The sequence below is a fragment of the Aeromonas sp. QDB25 genome (assembly GCF_027707725.1).
Lineage (GTDB): Bacteria > Pseudomonadota > Gammaproteobacteria > Enterobacterales > Aeromonadaceae > Aeromonas > Aeromonas caviae.
Genome location: NZ_JAPCIZ010000002.1, coordinates 29291 through 48125, shown reverse-complemented (window position 1 = coordinate 48125; position 18835 = coordinate 29291). Strand labels below are relative to the sequence as shown.

The window sequence follows — 18835 nt, the reverse complement described above, 5'->3', positions numbered from 1 at the left end:
GCTTGCTCAGACGTCCTGACAGACTATCTTGTCTCGCCCGGTATTCTTTGCCTGATACAACTGGCGATCTGCCTCGCTCAGCGCCTCGTCCATGGAGAGCCGCCCGACATTGATGACGCCGAAACTGGCGCGTACAAAGAGCGATATCTCCCGCGACAGCGGTTGCTGGCGCATTTGCAGACGAAGCCCTTCCAGTCGCTTGAGCAGCACGGGAACGGGGCAGTGGGGCACCATCAGGGCAAATTCTTCACCACCGAATCGGGCTATCATGGCATCCGGGAAGAACTGGGTGAGCAGCCTGGCCAGATGACAGAGCAGCTGATCGCCGATGGCATGCCCCCAGTGATCATTGACCTGCTTGAAGTGATCCACATCGAGCACGCACAGGGAGAGCTGCGCCTGATGGCGCTGATGCTCCTCGAACCACTTTTGACCCTCGTTGAACCAGTAGCGTCTGTTGTAAAGTCCGGTCAGGTAGTCTCGGTTGGCCGATTCCTGGATGTTGTTGAACTGCTCAAGGGCCTCCAGGTTGTGGCTGACCCGGCACTGCAGCTCCTCGGGTTCAAAGGGCTGATTGAGAAAATCATTCGCCCCTTGCTTGAGGTAGCGTGCCGAGAGGCCGTGTTTGTCCGACACCGAGATGCCGATGATGGCGAGCTGCTGCTTGCTGTAGCGCTCGCGCAGCATTCGCACCAGGCTGATGCCATCGATCTCCGGCATGTAGTAGTCCACCAGCATCAGGCGAATGGCGGGGTGCTGCTCGAGCTGCGCCAGCGCATCGCGGGCTGAATTGGCCTCGTGCACCTGCAACAACTGCTTGCGCAACTGGGCCGCGGTACGGTGACGGGAGGTGCGTGAATCGTCGACCACCAAGACTTCGATGGCCTGGTTGAGGTAGAGGCGGTGCACCAGACCGACGGCATATTGCAGGGAGTGACGTGAATCCTTCATCACATAGTCCAGCACCCCGGCTTCCAGCCAGGCTTCCCGCTTCTCTTCGCTGATGTCGGCCGTCAGGATCACCACCGGCAACCCACGCTCCCTCAGCACATTGACAGCTTCTCCGCTGGGGGCGTCCGGCAGGGTGAGATCCACCAGGGCGACCACATAATCTTCCCCATGGCAATCGCGAGCCCCTTCAAGGGTATCGAAGGCGTCGATTTCCAGCCCGGTCTGCTGCGCAATGGCCTGGGTCAGCATGCGGCGTACCGTCAGGCTGTCTTCCACTATCATTATTTTTCGTTTCATCCTGCTCCTTGCAATAAAAAAGGGCATGCCAACTGGCATGCCCTTTATATCCTTCCGATTATTGTGCGTCCAGATATCGCTCTGCATCGAGGGCGGCCATGCAGCCGGTCCCTGCGGAGGTGATCGCCTGGCGGTAGACGTGATCGGCCACGTCGCCGGCGGCGAACACGCCCGGGATGCTGGTCTGGGTTGCGAACCCTTCCAGTCCGCCACGCACCTTCAGATAGCCGTTTTCCATCGCCAGCTGCCCTTCGAAGATCTGGGTGTTGGGCTGGTGACCGATGGCGATGAAGACCCCCATCAGCGGCAGCTCGGAGGTGGTGTCATCCCGGGTGCTGCGCAGGCGCACGCCGGTGACGCCCATGTCGTCACCCAGTACTTCGTCCAGGGTCTGATGGGTGTGCAGGACGATATTGCCGCTCTTGACCTTGTCGTTGAGGCGCTTGATCAGGATCTTCTCGGCGCGGAACTCGTCGCGGCGATGGATGAGGTGCACCTTCTTGGCGATGTTGGCCAGATAGAGAGCCTCTTCCACGGCGGTGTTGCCGCCACCGACCACGGCCACTTCCTGGTTGCGGTAGAAGAAGCCGTCACAGGTGGCGCAGGCGGAGACGCCGCGGCCCTTGAAGGCCTCTTCTGAGGGCAGACCCAGGTATTTGGCGGAGGCGCCGGTGGCGAGGATCAGCGCATCGCAGGTGTATTCCCCGTTGTCGCCCTTGAGGCGGAAGGGACGCTCGGTCAGCGTCACTTCATTGATGTGATCAAAGAGGATGCGGGTATCGAACTTCTCTGCATGCTCTTTCATGCGCTCCATCAGGGCCGGGCCGGTCAGCCCTTCCGCGTCCCCTGGCCAGTTTTCCACTTCGGTGGTGGTGGTCAGCTGACCACCTTGCTGCATGCCGGTGATGAGCAGGGGATTGAGGTTGGCGCGAGCGGCATAGACGGCCGCAGTGTAACCTGCCGGACCGGATCCCAGGATCAGCAGTTTGCTGTGAGTGACTTGGCTCATGATGTGATTTCCGAGACGTGATGAGTTTGCGCGATTGTAGGTAATTCGTGATCCGTGGTCAAAGGCCAGCGCATCGATTGGGGCAATCGCCAACAAGAGGGGTGAGCCGGGGATGGCAGGCATAAAAAAACCGCCCATCGCGGGCGGATTTTCACTCATCTACCTCCCTTTGCAGGGACGCGATCAGTTCAGCAGGGTCAGGGGATCCGTGTAAGCCAGATTGTGGGCCACGGCAACCTCCTTGCAGGTGATTTTGCCCGCCATCACGTTCAGGCCGTGCAACAGGTGGGGATCGGCGAGCAGAGCGTTGCGATAGCCCTGTTCGGCCAGCTTGATGATGAAGGGGAGGGTGGCGTTGTTCAGGGCCACGGTGGAGGTCCGCGCCACGGCACCCGGCATGTTGGCCACGCAGTAGTGCACCACCTCGTCGACGATGAAGGTGGGATCTTCATGGGTGGTGGCATGGGAGGTCTCGACACAGCCGCCCTGGTCGATGGCCACGTCCACGATGGCCGCACCGGGTTTCATGCGAGCAATGTGGTCACGGCTGACAAGTTTTGGCGCAGTGGCGCCAGGCACCAGCACGCCGCCGATGACCAGGTCCGCCGCCAGCAGATGGCGCTCCAGGGTCTCGCGGTTGGAGTAGACCACCTTGGCAGCCCCCTGGAACTCGCTGTCGAGACGGCGCAGGGTATCGACGTTGTTGTCGAGGATGGTGACGTCGGCACGCAGGCCGACGGCCATGCGGGCTGCGTTGGAGCCCACCACACCACCACCGATGATCACCACCTTGGCCGGTTCCACACCGGGCACACCACCGAGCAGCACGCCGCTGCCGCCACGGGATTTCTCCAGTGCCTGGGCACCGGCCTGAATAGACATGCGTCCGGCCACTTCCGACATGGGGGCCAGCAGGGGCAGACCGCCACGACCGTCTGTGACGGTTTCATAGGCGATGCAGACGGCACCACTGTCGATGAGATCCTGGGTCTGGGCCAGGTCCGGCGCCAGATGCAGATAGGTAAAGAGGGTCTGGCCAGGACGCAGCATGGCCCGTTCCACTGCCTGGGGTTCCTTGACCTTGACGATCATCTCCGCCTTGGCGAAAACTTCGGCAGCGGAGGCCAGGATCTCGGCTCCGGCAGCCAGATAATCTGCGTCACTGAACCCAATGCCATTTCCTGCGCCGCTTTGGACGAAAACAGTATGGTTTCGTGCTGTCAGTTCACGTACACTGGCCGGAACCATGCCTACGCGATATTCATGGTTTTTTATTTCCTTAGGTACACCGATAATCATGCTATCCCTCGTCTATCGATTGGTGGTTTATGTTGCCTAGATGTTAAGCGATATTTGCGCCTAGTATATTCAGGTATTGACAGGATTTGTGACCATTATTATAAAGTGACTGGTGATTCTTACCAAAAAATAGCCAAAGGATGGAATTAAATGATGGAAGCTAAGAGTCGGCTAAAGGATTTGGACAGGATTGACCGCAACATTCTGAATGAACTGCAAAAGGATGGCAGGATTTCGAACGTTGAGTTGTCCAAACGAGTTGGCCTGAGTCCCACACCGTGTCTGGAACGGGTTCGTCGCCTGGAGCGACAAGGGTATATCGAAGGATATGCCGCCATTCTGAACCCTCATTATCTGGACGCGTCTCTGCTGGTGTTCGTGGAAATTACCCTCAATCGTGGCGCCCCCGATGTGTTCGAGCAGTTCAACAAGGCTGTTCAGGTGCTCGAAGAGATCCAGGAGTGCCATCTGGTGTCCGGTGATTTCGACTATCTGCTCAAGACCCGCGTCAGCGACATGTCCGCTTACCGCCGCCTGCTGGGTGAAACCCTGCTGCGTCTGCCGGGCGTGAACGACACCCGCACCTACGTGGTGATGGAAGAGGTCAAACAGAGCAGTCGTCTGGTGATCAGCACCCGATAAGCGGGGTTGTGCTGTGACTTGCAAGTTCCATGACGAGTCACGATAGTCAGAAACGAGCGGCCGGTCCGCTCGTTTCTTCTTATAGAGAGTTTCAGGCCCGCCCTCAGGCACTGGCTGACAATCGGTGGGCTTTTCAGGGATACTAGGCCCCCTATCCCCGCATTCATGTTTTCACAAAGGAGCCGGAGTTTGGCCGATAAAAAGCTGTTTACTCCTTTATCAGGTACACAACGGATCTTCGAGGCCGTCTTGATCGCCATCACCTTGATGGCTGCCTATCTTTTGCTTGCCCTGCTGACCTACCATCCCGCCGATCCCGGCTGGTCGCAAACCTCCTGGCAAGGGGAGGTGAAAAACCTCGCGGGCAGCGCCGGTGCCTGGCTCGCCGACATCACCATGTTTACCTTCGGGGCCTTCTCCTATCTGGTGCCCCCTCTGGTGGTGCTGCTTGGCTGGAGCCTGTTCTGGCGCCCGAGCAAGCTGCTGGAAGTGGATTACCTCACCCTGTCGGTACGGATCATCGGCTTCGTGCTGACGGTGCTTGGCATGTCCGCCATCGCCAGCATGAACTTCAACGACTTGCAGAACTTTTCCGCCGGCGGCCTGGTGGGGGATGTGATCGCCTCCGCCGTGGTGCCGCTGTTTGGCGGCGTGGGGGCCAACCTGATGCTGCTCTGCTTCGTGGCGACCGGCATCACCCTCTTTACCGGCTGGTCCTGGCTCACCATTGTCGAGCGCATCGGTGCCGCCTGCACCGGCTCAGTCAGCGCCATCTACCATTTCCCCACCACCCTGGGCCGCTGGCTCACCGGTGGCTGGCGCCAGCCCCGCTATGAGGGGCCGGATCCCCTGCTGGAAGGGGGCGTGGGCAGCTTCGATCAGGAAGAGGATGACGAAGACCCCCACGGCAGCTGGACACGCAACCCCAAGGCGAAGAATCGCGCTCAAAAGACAAAAGCTGACGAATGGCTGCCGGAGCTTGACGAAGACACCTTCCAGTTCGATCCGCAGTTTGACGACGAAGAGGACGAGGCTCCGGCGCCTGCCGCCAAGGGCAAGCGCGTGGCCAATGGCCGTCCGCGTCCCGCCGTGCGCCAGGAAGAAGATGACCTCGACTTGCCCTGGGCGGAGGGGGATGACGAACCCGATGCTCCCGTTGCCGCTGCGCCGGTGAAAGCCAAGCGCCGTCCCCAGCCCGGTCTGGCCCCTTTACCGAGCATCGATCTGTTGGACAGGCCGCCCGCCAAGACCCAGATGATGAGCAAGGACGAGCTGGAGCGCATGGGCCGGCTGGTGGAGGCGAAGCTCGCCGATTACAACGTGCAGGCCAAGGTGGTGGGCGTCTATCCCGGTCCCGTCATTACCCGCTTCGAACTGGACCTGGCGCCGGGCATGAAGGCGAGCAAGATCACCAATCTTTCCCGGGATCTCGCCCGTTCTCTCTCTGCCAGCAGCGTGCGGGTGGTGGAGGTGATCCCGGGCAAGACGTTCGTCGGGATCGAGCTGCCCAACCGGGTACGCCAGACCGTCTACCTGCGGGAAACCCTCGACTGCGAGGCGTTCGCGGCCAGCCGCAATCCGCTCACCATGGGGCTGGGTCAGGACATCGCGGGGGAACCCGTGGTGGTGAACCTCGCCAAGATGCCTCACCTGCTGGTGGCCGGTACCACGGGCTCGGGCAAGTCGGTGGGGGTGAACACCATGATCATCTCCATGCTCTACAAATCCTCCCCCGAGGATCTGCGCTTCATCATGATCGACCCCAAGATGCTGGAGCTCTCGGTCTATGAAGGCATTCCGCATCTGCTGACCGAGGTGGTCACCGACATGAAGGATGCCGCCAACGCCCTGCGCTGGTGCGTAGGCGAGATGGAGCGTCGTTACAAGCTGATGTCCGCGGTCGGGGTGCGCAACCTCAAGGGGTACAACGACAAGGTGTTGGCCGCCATCGAGGCGGGGGATCCCCTGGTCGACCCCCTGTGGCGTCCGGGCGACTCCATGGATCAGATGCCGCCGGAGCTGGAAAAACTGCCCCACATCGTGGTGGTGGTGGACGAGTTCGCCGACATGATGATGATCGTCGGCAAGAAGGTTGAGGAGCTTATCGCCCGTATCGCCCAGAAGGCGCGGGCGGCCGGTATTCACCTTATCCTCGCGACCCAGCGTCCGTCGGTGGATGTCATTACCGGCCTCATCAAGGCCAACATCCCGACCCGTATCTCCTTCCAGGTGTCGAGCAAGATCGATTCGCGCACCATCCTGGACCAGGGGGGCGCCGAATCCCTGCTCGGCATGGGTGACATGCTCTACATGCCTGCCGGCACCTCCAACCCCACCCGTGTCCACGGTGCCTTCGTCGATGACCACGAGGTACACAAGGTGGTGGCGGACTGGAAACTGCGTGGCGAGCCGGATTACATCGACGAGATCCTCTCCGGCGAGTCGGACGGCGAGGGCGGCGGTGGCGACTTCGGCGGGGGCGGCGATGAAGAGCTCGATCCCCTGTTCGACGAGGCGGTGGCCTTCGTGGTGGAATCCCGCCGTGGCTCCACCTCCAGCGTCCAGCGCAAGTTCAAGATCGGTTACAACCGGGCGGCCCGTCTCATCGAGCAGATGGAAAACCAGGGCATCGTCAGCGCCCCGGGTGGCAACGGCCAGCGCGACGTGCTGGCACCGCCGCCGGTTCGTGACTAAGCCTAACCCCTGTATCATTCTGGCCATGCCCTCTGCGGGCGTGGCCTTTTATCGAGAACCTCCCTATGAAGAGCCTGATGAAAAAACAACTGTTGATGGGTTCCATTCTGCTGGTCGCCAGCAGCCAGGTATGGGCCGATGCGGCCAGCGATCTCAAGGAGAAGCTCTCCTCCGTCAATGTCTTCTCCGCGACGTTTGCCCAGACTGTCTATGACAGCAAGGGCAAGGAGCTGCAAAAGGCGAGCGGTTCCCTGCTGGTGCAGCGACCCAACCGCTTCAACTGGCACACTACCTCCCCGGACGAGAGTTTGATCGTGGCCGATGGCAAGGATGTGTGGGTGTACGATCCTTTCGTCGAGCAGGTCACCGCCCTCAAGATGAAGGATGCGGTGCTCAACACCCCCTTCGTGCTCATCGCGGGCAACGACAACAGCCTCTGGAAGAACTATGAGGTGACCCAGGAAGGGGATGTCTATACCGTCACCAGCCGCAACAAGGACGAGCTGATCGCCTCCTTTCGCATCACCTTCGACCGTCAGAACAACATCAGTCGCTTCGACGTGAAAGAGGCCCAGGGCCAGTGGAGCGAGTTCACCCTGAGCAGCTTCAACCGCAAGCCGGTGCTCAAGGGCAACGAATTTGTCTTCAAGATCCCGAAGGGGGTCGAGCTGGACGACCAGCGCTGATGAGCCAGCCGTTACCGGCGTTATCGTCTGACCGGGTGTTGTTTATGACCGATCAGATGCAAGGTCAATGCAGATGAGCAATTTATCCCTGGATTTCTCCTCGGACTTTCGTCCGCTTGCGGCCCGGATGCGGCCGCAAACCCTCGAGCAGTACATCGGCCAGCAGCATATCCTGGGGCCGGACAAGCCCCTGCGAAAAGCGATTCTGGCGGGGCACTGCCACTCCATGATCCTCTGGGGGCCCCCTGGCACCGGCAAGACCACGCTGGCAGAACTGGTTGCCCACTACTGCCAGGCGGAGGTGGAGCGGCTCTCGGCGGTCACCTCCGGCATCAAGGAGATCCGCGCGGCCCTCGACAAGGCGAAGGAGAACGGCTGGCGCGGGGTACGCTCCATCCTGTTCGTGGATGAAGTCCACCGCTTCAACAAGAGCCAGCAGGATGTCTTCCTGCCCCACATCGAAGACGGCACCATCACCTTCATCGGCGCCACCACCGAGAACCCCTCGTTCGAGCTCAACAACGCGCTGCTCTCCCGGGCCCGGGTCTATCTGCTCAAGAGGCTGGAGGAGCAGGATATCCTCGCCATGATCGATCAGGCGATGCAGGACCCGCGCGGGCTCAATGACCCTAGCCTGCGCTTTGCCCCCGGGGCCAAGGAGGCGCTGGCGAAAGCCGTGGACGGAGACGGGCGCAAGTCTCTGAACTATCTGGAGCTCCTGGCCGACATGGCCGAGGCCGACAGCTCAGGGGCGCGGGTGATCGACAGTACCCTGCTCGCCGCCGTGGTGGGAGAGCACGTGGCCCGTTTCGACAAGGGCGGCGATCACTTCTACGACCTCATCTCGGCGGTGCACAAGTCCATTCGCGGCTCGGCACCGGATGCGGCCCTCTACTGGTATGCCCGCATGGTGAGCGCCGGCTGCGATCCCCTCTACATCGCCCGCCGCTTGCTGGCCATTGCCTCGGAAGACGTGGGCAACGCCGATCCCCGTGCCATGCAGGTGGCGCTCTCGGCCTGGGACTGCTTCCATCGCATCGGTCCGGCGGAGGGGGAGCGGGCCATCGCCCAGGCCATCGTCTACCTCGCCTGCGCCCCCAAGAGCAATGCGGTCTACACCGCCTGGAAGGCGGCGCTTCACGACGCCAAGAACCTGCCGGACTTCGAGGTGCCGCCGCACCTTCGCAATGCCCCTACCAAGCTCATGAGCGAGATGGGCTACGGCGCCGAGTATCGCTACGCCCACGACGAGCCGGGGGCCTATGCCGCCGGCGAGCAGTACTTCCCCCCGGAGCTTGCCGGCAAGCAGTACTATCAACCCACCGAGCGGGGGCTTGAGAAGCAGATAGCCCAGAAGCTCGACTATCTGCACGAGCTGGACAAGCAGAGCCCGCGCAAGCGATAGGAAAGACCTTCAAGCCCCTTGCCGGGAAAGCGCACGGCAAGGGCATCAGGGGAGGGGGGCCGGCAAAAACGGGCGCAATAGTCCCTGTTCGGGCGGGGGGGCGGTCTGCTACACTGCCCGTCTGACCCCGGTTGTCTTGGCCTTGCACCATCTTCTTGATTTCGAAGGCCCGATTCCGAAGGCAAAGGGGTGCGCCAACCGATGTTAACTTCCGGATCTGTTTCCCAACCCGGTCACGATGACCCGGGCCCAGATCCCATTTAAAAAAGTAGGTAAACCATGCTGGATCCCAAATATCTGCGCAGCGACATCACCGAAGCTGCCGCTCGTCTGGCGACACGTGGCTACGTTCTGGACGTAGCGGCGGTCAATGTTCTGGAAGAGAAACGCAAGGATCTGCAGTCCCGCACCCAGGAGCTGCAGGCCGAGCGCAACGCCCGCTCCAAGTCCATCGGTGAGGCTGCCCGTCGTGGTGAAGATGTTGCCCCCCTCAAGGCCGAGGTGACCAAGATCAACGACGAGCTCGAGACCAGCAAGGTCGAGCTGGAGGCCCTGCTGGCCCAGCTCAAGGGGATCGCCGACGCCATCCCCAACCTGCCGAGCGAGACCACCCCGGTGGGCCGTGACGAGAACGACAACGTGGAGGTCCGCCGCTGGGGTACCCCGCGTGAGTTCGATTTCCCGGTGCGCGATCACATCGATCTGGGTGAGGCGGCCAAGGGGGTCGACTTCAAGAACGGCGTCAAGCTCTCCGGTGCCCGTTTCGTGGTGATGAAGGGCCAGATTGCCCGTCTGCACCGCGCCCTGGCCCAGTTCATGCTGGACCTGCACACCCTGCAGCACGGCTACACCGAGTGCTACGTGCCCTATCTGGTCAACCCGGACAGCCTGTACGGCACCGGCCAGCTGCCCAAGTTCTCCCAGGACCTCTTCAATACCGGCATCGAAGGGGAAGGGGAAGACGAAGGCAAGGTGCGCAAGTTCTCCCTCATCCCGACCTCCGAAGTGCCGCTCACCAACATGGCCCGTGACGAGATCTTCGACGAGCAGGAGCTGCCCATCAAGATGACCGCCCACAGCCCCTGCTTCCGCTCCGAAGCGGGCTCCTACGGTCGTGATACCCGTGGCCTCATCCGCATGCACCAGTTCGACAAGGTCGAGATGGTGCAACTGGTGCACCCGGAAAAATCCTGGGATGCCCTGGAAGAGATGGTGGGTCACGCCGAGAAGGTGCTGCAACTGCTGGAGCTGCCGTATCGCGTGATGGCGCTTTCCACCGGTGACATGGGCTTCTGCGCCGCCAAGACCTACGATCTGGAAGTGTGGCTGCCGGCCCAGAACACCTATCGCGAGATCTCCTCCGTCTCCAACTGCACCGACTTCCAGGCGCGCCGCATGCAGGCTCGCGTGCGCATCGACGGCAAACCGCAGCTCATTCACACCCTGAATGGTTCCGGTCTGGCGGTGGGTCGTACCCTGGTGGCCGTGCTCGAGAACTACCAACAGGCAGATGGCCGCATCGCCATCCCGGCTGCGCTGCAATCCTACATGGGCGGCCTGACCCACATCGGGTAAGCGCTGGTTGCAGACGACAACGCCATGGCATGCCATGGCGTTGTGCATTCTGGGCCCGGGAAACCCGCCGCAAGGGGAAGGGATAGCTCCCTTCGGGCCTGTAACACAATTTTATCAAGCATTGCGCAATCGTTTTTGTTAGACTGCGCCGCAATTTCGCAGGACATCTTTTTCTATGGTCTGGATTGATTACGCCATCATCGGCATCGTCGGTTTCTCCGCCCTCATCAGCCTGGTGCGCGGCTTTCTCAAGGAGGCCATGTCTCTGGTCACCTGGTTCGTCGCCTTTTTCATTGCCAGCCATTTCTATCCCGATCTCGCCGTCTATTTCACCTCTTTCTCCGATGCCATGGTGCGCAACGGTCTGGCCATCGCCGCCCTGTTCGTGGCGACCCTGATCCTGGGGAGCGTGGTGAACTACGTGGTGGGCCTGCTGGTGGAAAAGACCGGGCTTTCCGGCACCGACAGGGTGCTCGGGGTCTGTTTTGGCGCCATTCGCGGGGTGCTGATCGTCAGCGCCCTGCTGTTTTTCATGGATACCTTCACCAGCCTCTCCCAGAGCGACTGGTGGGTGGCGTCCAGGCTGGTGCCGGAGTTCAAGCCGGTGATCCAGTGGTTTTTCGGGTTCATGATGAACTCGTCCAGTTTTCTTCAACAGGTACAGTGACTTCGAGGTAGCAAAGACATGTGCGGTATTGTCGGTATAGTTGGCACCACCCCCGTCAATCAGGCCCTCTACGACGCCTTGACGGTGTTGCAGCACAGGGGACAGGATGCCGCCGGGATCGTGACCATTGACAGTGGAAACTTCCGGCAACGCAAGGCCAACGGTCTGGTGAAGGATGTGTTTGAAGTGCGCCACATGCAGCGCCTGAAAGGGAATATCGGCATCGGACACGTCCGTTATCCCACCGCAGGCAGCTCCAGTGCGGCAGAGGCGCAGCCGTTTTACGTGAACTCCCCCTACGGCATGGTGCTGGCCCACAACGGCAACCTCACCAACGCCAAGGAGCTCAAGGAGCAGCAGTTCAAGGTGGCCCGCCGCCACATCAATACCACCTCGGACTCCGAAGTGCTGTTGAACGTGCTGGCCCACGAGCTGGACTTGTGCGACAAGATGGCGCTGCGACCGGAAGATATCTTCTCGGCGGTGCGCAAGGTGCACCAGCAGATCCGCGGCGCCTATGCCGTGGTCTCTCTGGTGATCGGCCACGGCCTCATCGGTTTTCGCGATCCGAACGGCATTCGCCCGCTGATCCTGGGTCGCCGGGTCGACGAGCAGGGGCAGGTGGAGTACATGCTCGCCTCCGAGAGCGTGGCCCTCGACGCCATCGGCTTCGAGACGGTGCGTGACGTCGCCCCGGGCGAGGCCATCTACATCACCGAGCAGGGCCAGCTCTTCTCCGAGCAGTGTGCGGAGAACCCGCAGATGAACCCCTGCATCTTCGAATACGTCTACTTCGCCCGCCCCGACTCCTTCATCGACAAGGTCTCCGTCTATGCCGCCCGCCTCAACATGGGTCGCAAGCTGGGCCAGAAGATCGCACGGGAGTGGGACGATCTCGACGTGGACGTGGTCATCCCCATCCCCGAGACCTCCTGCGACGTGGCGCTGGAAATCGCCCACACCCTGGGCCTTCCGTACCGTCAGGGCTTCGTGAAGAACCGCTACATCGGCCGTACCTTCATCATGCCGGGCCAGACCCAGCGCAAGAAGTCGGTGCGCCGCAAGCTCAACGCCATCAGCTCCGAATTCAAGGGCAAGAAGGTGTTGCTGGTGGACGACTCCATCGTGCGGGGCACCACCTCCGAGCAGATCATCCAGATGGCCCGTGAAGCGGGGGCAGCCAAGGTCTACTTCGCCTCGGCCGCACCGGAAATTCGCTTCCCCAACGTCTACGGCATCGACATGCCCACCGCCAACGAGCTCATTGCCCATGGCCGTGAAGTGGAAGAGGTGTGCAAGCTTATCGGTGCCGACGGCCTCATCTTCCAGGATCTGGAAGATCTGGAAGAGGCGGTGCGGGAGATCAACCCCGAGCTGCGCCACTTCGAGACCTCGGTCTTCAACGGTCACTATGTGACCTCCGACGTGGATCAGGGTTATCTGGACCACCTCAATGCCCTGCGCAGCGACGACAACAAGGCGGTGCGCGAGTGGCAGGAAGGGACCAGCAACCTCGAGATCTTCAACGAAGGCAGTTAAACGTTTTCAGATTGCCAGCGTGATGAACAACAGGGGGGCCTCGGCCCCCCTGTTGCATGGATGCGCCTTGCGGCGAAACTGAGGGGGGCCTCAGGCCAGATCCTCCCCGTTGCTCGCGATCACCTTCTTGTACCACCAGAACGACTTCTTGCGCCGGCGGGCCAGGGTGCCATGGCCGGCGTCGTCCCTGTCCACATGGACGAAGCCGTAGCGCTTGCTCATCTCGCCGGTGGAGGCGGAGACGAGATCGATGCAGCCCCAGCTGGTGTACCCCATCAGGGGCACGCCGTCCTTGATGGCGTCCCCCATGGCCTCGATGTGGGCGCGCAGGTAGTCGATGCGGTAGTCGTCCTCTATCTCCCCTTGCTCGTTCACTTCGTCCACCGCCCCCAGGCCGTTTTCCACCAGGAAGAGGGGCTTCTGGTAGCGATCGTGCAAGGTGTTGAGGGTGATGCGAAGGCCCAGGGGGTCGATGCCCCAGCCCCACTCGCTCACCTCGATGTGGGGATTGCGCAGGGACTTGACCACGTTGGCCTCGCTGGTGTTGCCCGCATTCATGTCGGCGGCGGCGCAGCGGGAGGCGTAGTAGCTGAAGGAGACGAAATCTACTGTGTGCCTGAGGATCTCGTCATCTTCCGGCCCCTTCACCAGGGTGACCCCCTTGTCACGAAACACCCTCTGCGCATAGGCCGGATAGGCACCCCTGGCTTGCACGTCGATGAAGAGGAGGTTCTCCCGATCTTTCTGGAGGGCGGTCCAGACGTCGGCGGGCTTGCAGGAGTAGGGGTAGAAGTTGCCCCCCGCCAGCATGCAGCCCACCTGGTTGGCCGGGTTCACCTCGTGGGCGATCCGGGTCGCCAGGGCGCTGGCCACCAGCTCGTGGTGGGCGGCCTGATACTTCACCTGATCCTGGTGCTCCCCTTGCTCGAACACCAGCCCCGCCCCGGAGAAGGGGCTGTGCAGCAGGATGTTGATCTCGTTGAAGGTGAGCCAGTACTTCACCAGGCCGTCGAACTGCTCGAAGCAGGTGCGGGCGTAGCGGGTGAAAAACTCCACCATCTGGCGGTTGCGCCAGGAGCCGTACTCGGTCACCAGGTGCATAGGCACATCGAAGTGGCACAGGGTCACCAGGGGCTCGATGTTGTACTTTCTGCACTCCTCGAACACTGCCCGGTAGAAGGCGATGCCCTCGGCATTGGGCTCGCGCTCGTCCCCCCTGGGGTAGAGACGGGCCCAGGCGATGGAGGTGCGAAACACGGTGAAGCCCATCTCGGCCATCAGGGCTATGTCCTCCCGATAGCGGTGATAGAAATCGATAGCCCCGTGGCTTGGGTAGAACTCGTCATCTTGCAGGGTGATGCGCTTCTCCTGGCCGAGTTTGACCGCCATGCGGCGCGGGCCATGGGGGATCATGTCTACCGTGGTCAGCCCCTTGCCCCCCTCGAGATAGCCGCCCTCCGCCTGATTGGCGGCCAGGGCACCGCCCCAGAGAAAGCCCTCGGGAAATCTTGTTAACGACATTGGTTACCTCTTGTCATGTCTGAATGGGGTGTCACAGCCCGGCCTGCGCCTGGCTGGTGGCGACGGGTTGCACGGGTTCGGCGCGGGGGGCCGGGCTCTCGACCGGGATGTCCTCGAACCCCATCACCAGGGTCAGCACGAAGGAGAGCACCACCGAGAGGGCCATCACGCCGAACACCCAGGCGATGGTCATGGGGTTGGCCGGATCGAAGAACTGCACGCTGGTAAAGAGCCCGGGGGCGGCCATGGAGTGGCTGGCGAGCCCCGCCATGCCGGCGACGGCGCCGCAGACAAAGCCGCTGATGAGGCTTGCGATGAGCGGACGCTTGAGGCGCAGGGCCACACCGTAGAGCGCGGGTTCGGAGATCCCCGCCATGATGGCGGAGGCGGCCGCCGCGAGCGCCGTCTGGCGCAGTTCCGGGTTACGGGTGCGCCAGGCCACCGCCAGGGACGAGCCGCCAAGAGAGAGATTGGCGCCGATTTCGGAGGGCATCACCATGCCTTCCTTGCCGGTCTCGGCGATGGTCTGGATGATGGTCGGGGTGAAGACGCGGTGCATGCCGGTCATCACCAGCAGGGGCCAGAGCGCCCCCATGATGGCCACCGACAGCCAGCCCAGGTAGTCGTGGACCGTGTAGACCAGGCCGGAGATGGCGGTGCCAATCCAGATGCCGACGGGGCCGATGAAGAGGATGGCCAGCGGCGCCGCGATCAGCACGATCAGCATGGGTTTGAGGAAGTTCTTGGTGACCGCCGGGGTGATGCGGTCGACCCAGCCCTCGATGTAGGAGAGGCACCAGGTCATCACCAGCGCCGGAATGACGGTGTAGGTGTATTTGACCGCGGTCACCGGGACCAGGGCGAAAGTCACCTGCTCCCCTTCGGCGGCTCTGGCCATCAGCTCGATGAAGCTGGGGTGCACCAGCACGCCTGCGATGGCGATGGCCAGGGACATGTTGGTCTTGAACTTGACGGCGGCGGAGGCGGCCACCATCAGGGGCAGGAAGAAGAAGGCCCCATCCCCGGCCACCGTGAGGATGGTGAGGGTCGAGGAGCCTTTCTCCAGCACGCCGGTCATCTCCAGCACCATGGCCAGCAGCTTGAGCATGGAGCCGCCGATGATGGCCGGGATGAGGGGGGACATGGTGCCGATCAGGGCGTCGAGGATGGCGGCGCCCATGCGGCGCAGGCTCCAGCCAGCGGAAGCCTCCGCAAGCGGAGTCTGCCCGCCACCCTGGGGCAGCAGGGCCAGCACTTCGCGATAGGCGTGGGAGACGGTGTTGCCGATGATCACCTGACACTGGTTATCCGCCTGCACCACCCCGAGCACGCCCGTGATCGCCTTGAGGGCAGGGCCATTGACCCGGGCGGGATCGCCCAGCACAAAGCGCAGCCGCGTCATGCAGTGGGTCACGGCGACGACGTTGTCGGCGCCGCCGAGTGCGGTGATGACGGTACCGGCCAGAGCCGCATAGTTTTTTGACATCGAGGTAGATCCTTTTAACCAAGTGGGCCTGCTCGCTCCCGCCGCCGCGAAGGGCGGGAACGCGCATGAAACTGAGTGTGGAACCGGTTCCACATAGAGTGCGCGGCCTGAGCGCGGGAGACAAGCACCTTGTGCAGCGAGCGTCCGGATCCGTGAATGGGATCACTGAACCCGGGCCTGCACGCCATTCGTGCGACGACAAGCCGGGGTCGGTGCAGTACACTGCGCCCCGTTACGAGCAAGGGAGAACACAATGACGACGATGCTGGAGGTGGCAAGGCGGGCAGGGGTGTCGAAGGCGACGGTCTCCCGGGTGTTGTCGGGCAACGGTTACACCAGCCAGGAGACCCGGGACCGGGTGCAGCAGGCCATCGAGGAGTGCGGCTATCGCCCCAACCTGGTGGCGAGGCAGCTGGCGACCAGGCACACCCGGACCCTGGGACTGGTGGTCACCAACACCCTCTACCACGGCGTCTACTTCGGCGAGCTGCTCTCCCAGGTGGCGCGGATGACCGAGGATCGCGGGCGCCAGCTCATACTGGCGGACGGCAAGCACAGCGCCGACGAGGAGCGCCAGGCCATCCAGTATCTGCTCGATTCCCGTTGCGATGGCGTCATCATCTATCCGCGCTTTCTTGGGGTGGAGGAGATGGACGAGATCATCGAGCAGCATGAGCAGCCCATCATGGTGCTCAACCGGCGTCTGAGCCGCCATCCGGCCCACTGCGTCTATGCGGATCAGCAGACGGCGGCGGAGGCGGTGGTGGACAAGCTGGTGGCCATGGGGCACAGGGAGATCGCCTTCATTGCAGGCTCTGCGGATTCCCCCACCGGCGCCGAGCGCCTGGCCGGTTACCGGCAGGCGCTGATCCGGCACGGCATCCCCGTGCAGGAGACCTTGATCGCCCCCGGCAAATGGACCCCCGCCTGTGGCGCGGCCGCCGTCTCGACCCTGCTGGCGCGAGGCGCTCGCTTCAGCGCCCTGGTGGCCAGCAACGATGACATGGCGATCGGGGCCATCAAACGGCTGCACGAAGCCGGTGTGATGGTGCCTGACGAGGTTTCGGTGGTGGGGTTTGACGACATTCCCCTGGCCCCTTACGTCATTCCCGCGCTGTCGAGCGTCAAGATGCCGGTGAACGGGATGATCCAGGAGACCATCAACCGCCTGATCACCATGGTGGAGGAGGGGAGCCGGGACGCACTGCCCGCCTTCAGCGGCACCCTGATCCGCCGCGACTCCCTCAGGCGTCTGACGGGCTGAGCCATGATGGCGGTGGGCAGGCCGGGCGGGATCCGTTAGCATAGGCCCCCCGGCGCCAGTCGCCGCGTGTCGTATCAACAGATGAGAGTTCAGATGGATGACCTGTTAGCCCCCGTTCGCCAGTTCCTGCATTGCGAGACCCCGGATGAGTGGGTGGAAATGGCGCGGGATCCCGCCCAGTTGCCGACCCTGCTTATCGATCACGCCAACTGCGAGAACAAGGCGGCACTCACCGCCCACAGCCTGGTGCGCCGCTACTGCCTGCCCAAGGAGAAGCGTCACCTGTTGCCCAAGCTGACCTTCTACCGGGAGCTCGATGCCTTGCCGGAGAAGGCGGAGATCCTCGGCAAGCGCACCATGGGCGAATCAGACAGGAGCGTGTTTGCGGAGCTGGAGCGCAATCCCCTGCTGTTCCCCATGGTGCGCCTCATCCAAGAGGAGTTGCACCACTTCGAGCAGGTGCTGGAGATCATGGCCGCACGGGGCATCCCTTATGGTCCCGTCACCGCCTCCCGCTATGCCCGCAGCCTGCTGACCCATGTGCGCACCTACGAGCCGACGGCCGTGGTGGACAAGATGATCATCGGTGCCTATATCGAAGCGCGATCCTGCGAGCGTTTTGCCAGGCTGGCCCCTCATCTGGACGAGGAGCTTGGCCGCTTCTATGTCTCCCTGCTGCGCTCGGAGGCGCGTCACTATCAGGACTACCTGGCCCTGGCACAGACGTTCGCAGACGAAGACATCAGCGAGCGGGTGGCCTTCTTCGGTCGCCTGGAGGCCGAGCTCATCTGTTCGCCGGATCCGCAATTCCGGTTCCATAGCGGACTGCCTGTCAGATCTGACAGTTGTTGAGGTGACGGGGGCTGCCTACCATTCCCCTGTTCCTACTACGAGCGACGCAATCACTTTTTGAGCGCAATCCCCCGGCGACTGATGAGACATCAGGCCGGGTTTTTTTATGTCTGGCACAAGGGGAAACGCGCCGCGGGATCAGCGGCGGTATTCGTTGTTGTAGTTCTGAATGAGGCGGCGGGTGACGTCGTGCTGGGGATCGGCGAAGACCCGCAAGGTCTTGCCGCGCTCCACCACACGGCCTTCGTGCATCACCAGCACCTCGTCGCTGATGTGGCTGACGATCCCCAGATCGTTGGCCACCAGCACATAGCTCAGCCCCATGGTCTCCTGCATCTCCAGCAGCAGGTTGATGATCTGGGAGCGTACCGAAATATCCAGGGTCGAGAGTGCCTCGTCCGCCACCACTATCTTGGGATTGAGGATGAGCGCCCGTGCCAGCCCCACTCGCTGCTGCTGGCCGGCGGAGAGCATCTGGGGATAGAAGAGGGCGTGGTCGGGCAGCATGCCCACCATGCGCAGGGTCTGGATCACCTTCTCCCGGCGCTCCTCCTCGCTCAGGGCCGTGTTGAGGCGAAGGGGGGTCTCCAGGATCTGGCCGACCCGGATTTTCCGGTTAAGGGAGGTGTTGGGGTCCTGGAAGATCATCCGCAGCAGCTTGCAGCGGGTCTGGTAATCGCCGTGGACCATGGGTTGCCCCTCGATGGCGATCTCCCCGCCACTCGGTTCAATCATGCCCGCCAGAATGCGGGCCAGGGTGCTCTTGCCCGAGCCCGCCTCCCCGACGATGGCCAGGGTCTGGCCCACCTCGAGATCGAACGAGAGAGGCTTTATCGCCTCCACCGCGCGGCGCCTGAACAGGCCGGTGCGGTTCTGGTAGGTCTTGCACAGGCCCCTGACCTGCAACAGGGAAGGTTCGGTCACGACGTGGTCTCCTTGGGTGCGCTC

The 18835-nt window shown here is 62.3% G+C and carries 15 protein-coding genes; 9 read left to right on the top strand and 6 right to left on the bottom strand.

Annotated elements, in window-relative coordinates; all coding sequences use genetic code 11:
- Window positions 1-6: 6 nt before the first annotated feature.
- From PG883_RS01090 to ald, 3 genes are all read right to left on the bottom strand, one after another.
- On the bottom strand, window positions 7-1248 hold the full coding sequence (locus PG883_RS01090) for a diguanylate cyclase (protein WP_052815246.1): 1242 nt from the start codon (window positions 1246-1248) through the stop codon (window positions 7-9).
- A 58-nt stretch (window positions 1249-1306) separates the two neighbouring features.
- Window positions 1307-2257: a thioredoxin-disulfide reductase gene (trxB, locus tag PG883_RS01085; RefSeq protein WP_104452880.1), complete on the bottom strand. Its 951-nt coding sequence runs from the start codon at window positions 2255-2257 to the stop codon at window positions 1307-1309.
- Window positions 2258-2440: 183 nt separating this feature from the next.
- Window positions 2441-3556 carry an alanine dehydrogenase gene (ald, locus tag PG883_RS01080; protein WP_010674517.1) on the bottom strand — a complete coding sequence of 372 codons (1116 nt, stop codon included), beginning with the start codon at window positions 3554-3556 and terminating at the stop codon, window positions 2441-2443.
- Between the two features lie 150 nt (window positions 3557-3706).
- Here ald and lrp point away from each other — a divergent pair, with 150 nt between their 5' ends.
- From lrp to purF, 7 genes are all read left to right on the top strand, one after another.
- Window positions 3707-4198 carry a leucine-responsive transcriptional regulator Lrp gene (gene lrp, locus PG883_RS01075; protein ID WP_005300047.1) on the top strand — a complete coding sequence of 164 codons (492 nt, stop codon included), beginning with the start codon at window positions 3707-3709 and terminating at the stop codon, window positions 4196-4198.
- A 189-nt stretch (window positions 4199-4387) separates the two neighbouring features.
- Window positions 4388-6892, top strand: coding sequence for a DNA translocase FtsK (locus tag PG883_RS01070; protein WP_041211364.1), 2505 nt, complete (start codon window positions 4388-4390; stop codon window positions 6890-6892).
- 77 nt (window positions 6893-6969) lie between these two features.
- Window positions 6970-7578 carry an outer membrane lipoprotein chaperone LolA gene (gene lolA, locus PG883_RS01065; RefSeq protein ID WP_102948398.1) on the top strand — a complete coding sequence of 203 codons (609 nt, stop codon included), beginning with the start codon at window positions 6970-6972 and terminating at the stop codon, window positions 7576-7578.
- 67 nt (window positions 7579-7645) lie between these two features.
- A complete protein-coding gene (locus tag PG883_RS01060; RefSeq protein WP_270806861.1) occupies window positions 7646-8983 on the top strand; it encodes a replication-associated recombination protein A in 1338 nt (445 codons plus the stop codon).
- Window positions 8984-9262: 279 nt separating this feature from the next.
- Window positions 9263-10558: a serine--tRNA ligase gene (serS, locus tag PG883_RS01055; protein WP_039039009.1), complete on the top strand. Its 1296-nt coding sequence runs from the start codon at window positions 9263-9265 to the stop codon at window positions 10556-10558.
- 175 nt (window positions 10559-10733) lie between these two features.
- Window positions 10734-11225, top strand: a complete 492-nt coding sequence (locus tag PG883_RS01050; RefSeq protein ID WP_010674522.1) for a CvpA family protein — start codon at window positions 10734-10736, stop codon at window positions 11223-11225.
- Between the two features lie 18 nt (window positions 11226-11243).
- Complete coding sequence (gene purF / locus PG883_RS01045) at window positions 11244-12764, top strand: amidophosphoribosyltransferase (RefSeq protein ID WP_010674523.1); 1521 nt, start codon at window positions 11244-11246, stop codon at window positions 12762-12764.
- A 90-nt stretch (window positions 12765-12854) separates the two neighbouring features.
- Here the strand turns inward: purF and PG883_RS01040 are convergent, their stop codons facing one another.
- Window positions 12855-14285 (bottom strand): 6-phospho-beta-glucosidase, encoded by a 1431-nt coding sequence (locus PG883_RS01040; RefSeq protein WP_048207539.1) that lies wholly within the window; start codon window positions 14283-14285, stop codon window positions 12855-12857.
- Window positions 14286-14316: 31 nt separating this feature from the next.
- Window positions 14317-15771 (bottom strand): PTS cellobiose/arbutin/salicin transporter subunit IIBC, encoded by a 1455-nt coding sequence (gene ascF, locus PG883_RS01035; protein WP_128296697.1) that lies wholly within the window; start codon window positions 15769-15771, stop codon window positions 14317-14319.
- 253 nt (window positions 15772-16024) lie between these two features.
- Between ascF and PG883_RS01030 the strand changes: the two genes are divergently transcribed.
- Together PG883_RS01030 and miaE are read left to right on the top strand one after the other, a co-directional pair.
- Window positions 16025-17035 carry a LacI family DNA-binding transcriptional regulator gene (locus PG883_RS01030; protein ID WP_134997779.1) on the top strand — a complete coding sequence of 337 codons (1011 nt, stop codon included), beginning with the start codon at window positions 16025-16027 and terminating at the stop codon, window positions 17033-17035.
- Window positions 17036-17128: 93 nt separating this feature from the next.
- Window positions 17129-17887: a tRNA isopentenyl-2-thiomethyl-A-37 hydroxylase MiaE gene (gene miaE / locus PG883_RS01025; RefSeq protein WP_270806860.1), complete on the top strand. Its 759-nt coding sequence runs from the start codon at window positions 17129-17131 to the stop codon at window positions 17885-17887.
- A 138-nt stretch (window positions 17888-18025) separates the two neighbouring features.
- Here miaE and PG883_RS01020 read toward each other — a convergent pair whose 3' ends face one another.
- Window positions 18026-18811 (bottom strand): peptide ABC transporter ATP-binding protein, encoded by a 786-nt coding sequence (locus PG883_RS01020; protein WP_039039015.1) that lies wholly within the window; start codon window positions 18809-18811, stop codon window positions 18026-18028.
- Window positions 18812-18835 lie beyond the last annotated feature (24 nt).

What these genes read in the sequence shown, in the direction of transcription:
- PG883_RS01090 (WP_052815246.1), bottom strand. Translation starts at nt 1,248, where the DNA reads ATGAAACGAAAAATAATGATAGTGGAAGACAGCCTGACGGTACGCCGC.
- trxB (WP_104452880.1), bottom strand. Translation starts at nt 2,257, where the DNA reads ATGAGCCAAGTCACTCACAGCAAACTGCTGATCCTGGGATCCGGTCCG.
- ald (WP_010674517.1), bottom strand. Translation starts at nt 3,556, where the DNA reads ATGATTATCGGTGTACCTAAGGAAATAAAAAACCATGAATATCGCGTA.
- lrp (WP_005300047.1), top strand. Translation starts at nt 3,707, where the DNA reads ATGATGGAAGCTAAGAGTCGGCTAAAGGATTTGGACAGGATTGACCGC.
- lolA (WP_102948398.1), top strand. Translation starts at nt 6,970, where the DNA reads ATGAAAAAACAACTGTTGATGGGTTCCATTCTGCTGGTCGCCAGCAGC.
- PG883_RS01060 (WP_270806861.1), top strand. Translation starts at nt 7,646, where the DNA reads ATGCAGATGAGCAATTTATCCCTGGATTTCTCCTCGGACTTTCGTCCG.
- serS (WP_039039009.1), top strand. Translation starts at nt 9,263, where the DNA reads ATGCTGGATCCCAAATATCTGCGCAGCGACATCACCGAAGCTGCCGCT.
- PG883_RS01050 (WP_010674522.1), top strand. Translation starts at nt 10,734, where the DNA reads ATGGTCTGGATTGATTACGCCATCATCGGCATCGTCGGTTTCTCCGCC.
- purF (WP_010674523.1), top strand. Translation starts at nt 11,244, where the DNA reads ATGTGCGGTATTGTCGGTATAGTTGGCACCACCCCCGTCAATCAGGCC.
- PG883_RS01040 (WP_048207539.1), bottom strand. Translation starts at nt 14,285, where the DNA reads ATGTCGTTAACAAGATTTCCCGAGGGCTTTCTCTGGGGCGGTGCCCTG.
- ascF (WP_128296697.1), bottom strand. Translation starts at nt 15,771, where the DNA reads ATGTCAAAAAACTATGCGGCTCTGGCCGGTACCGTCATCACCGCACTC.
- PG883_RS01030 (WP_134997779.1), top strand. Translation starts at nt 16,025, where the DNA reads ATGACGACGATGCTGGAGGTGGCAAGGCGGGCAGGGGTGTCGAAGGCG.
- miaE (WP_270806860.1), top strand. Translation starts at nt 17,129, where the DNA reads ATGGATGACCTGTTAGCCCCCGTTCGCCAGTTCCTGCATTGCGAGACC.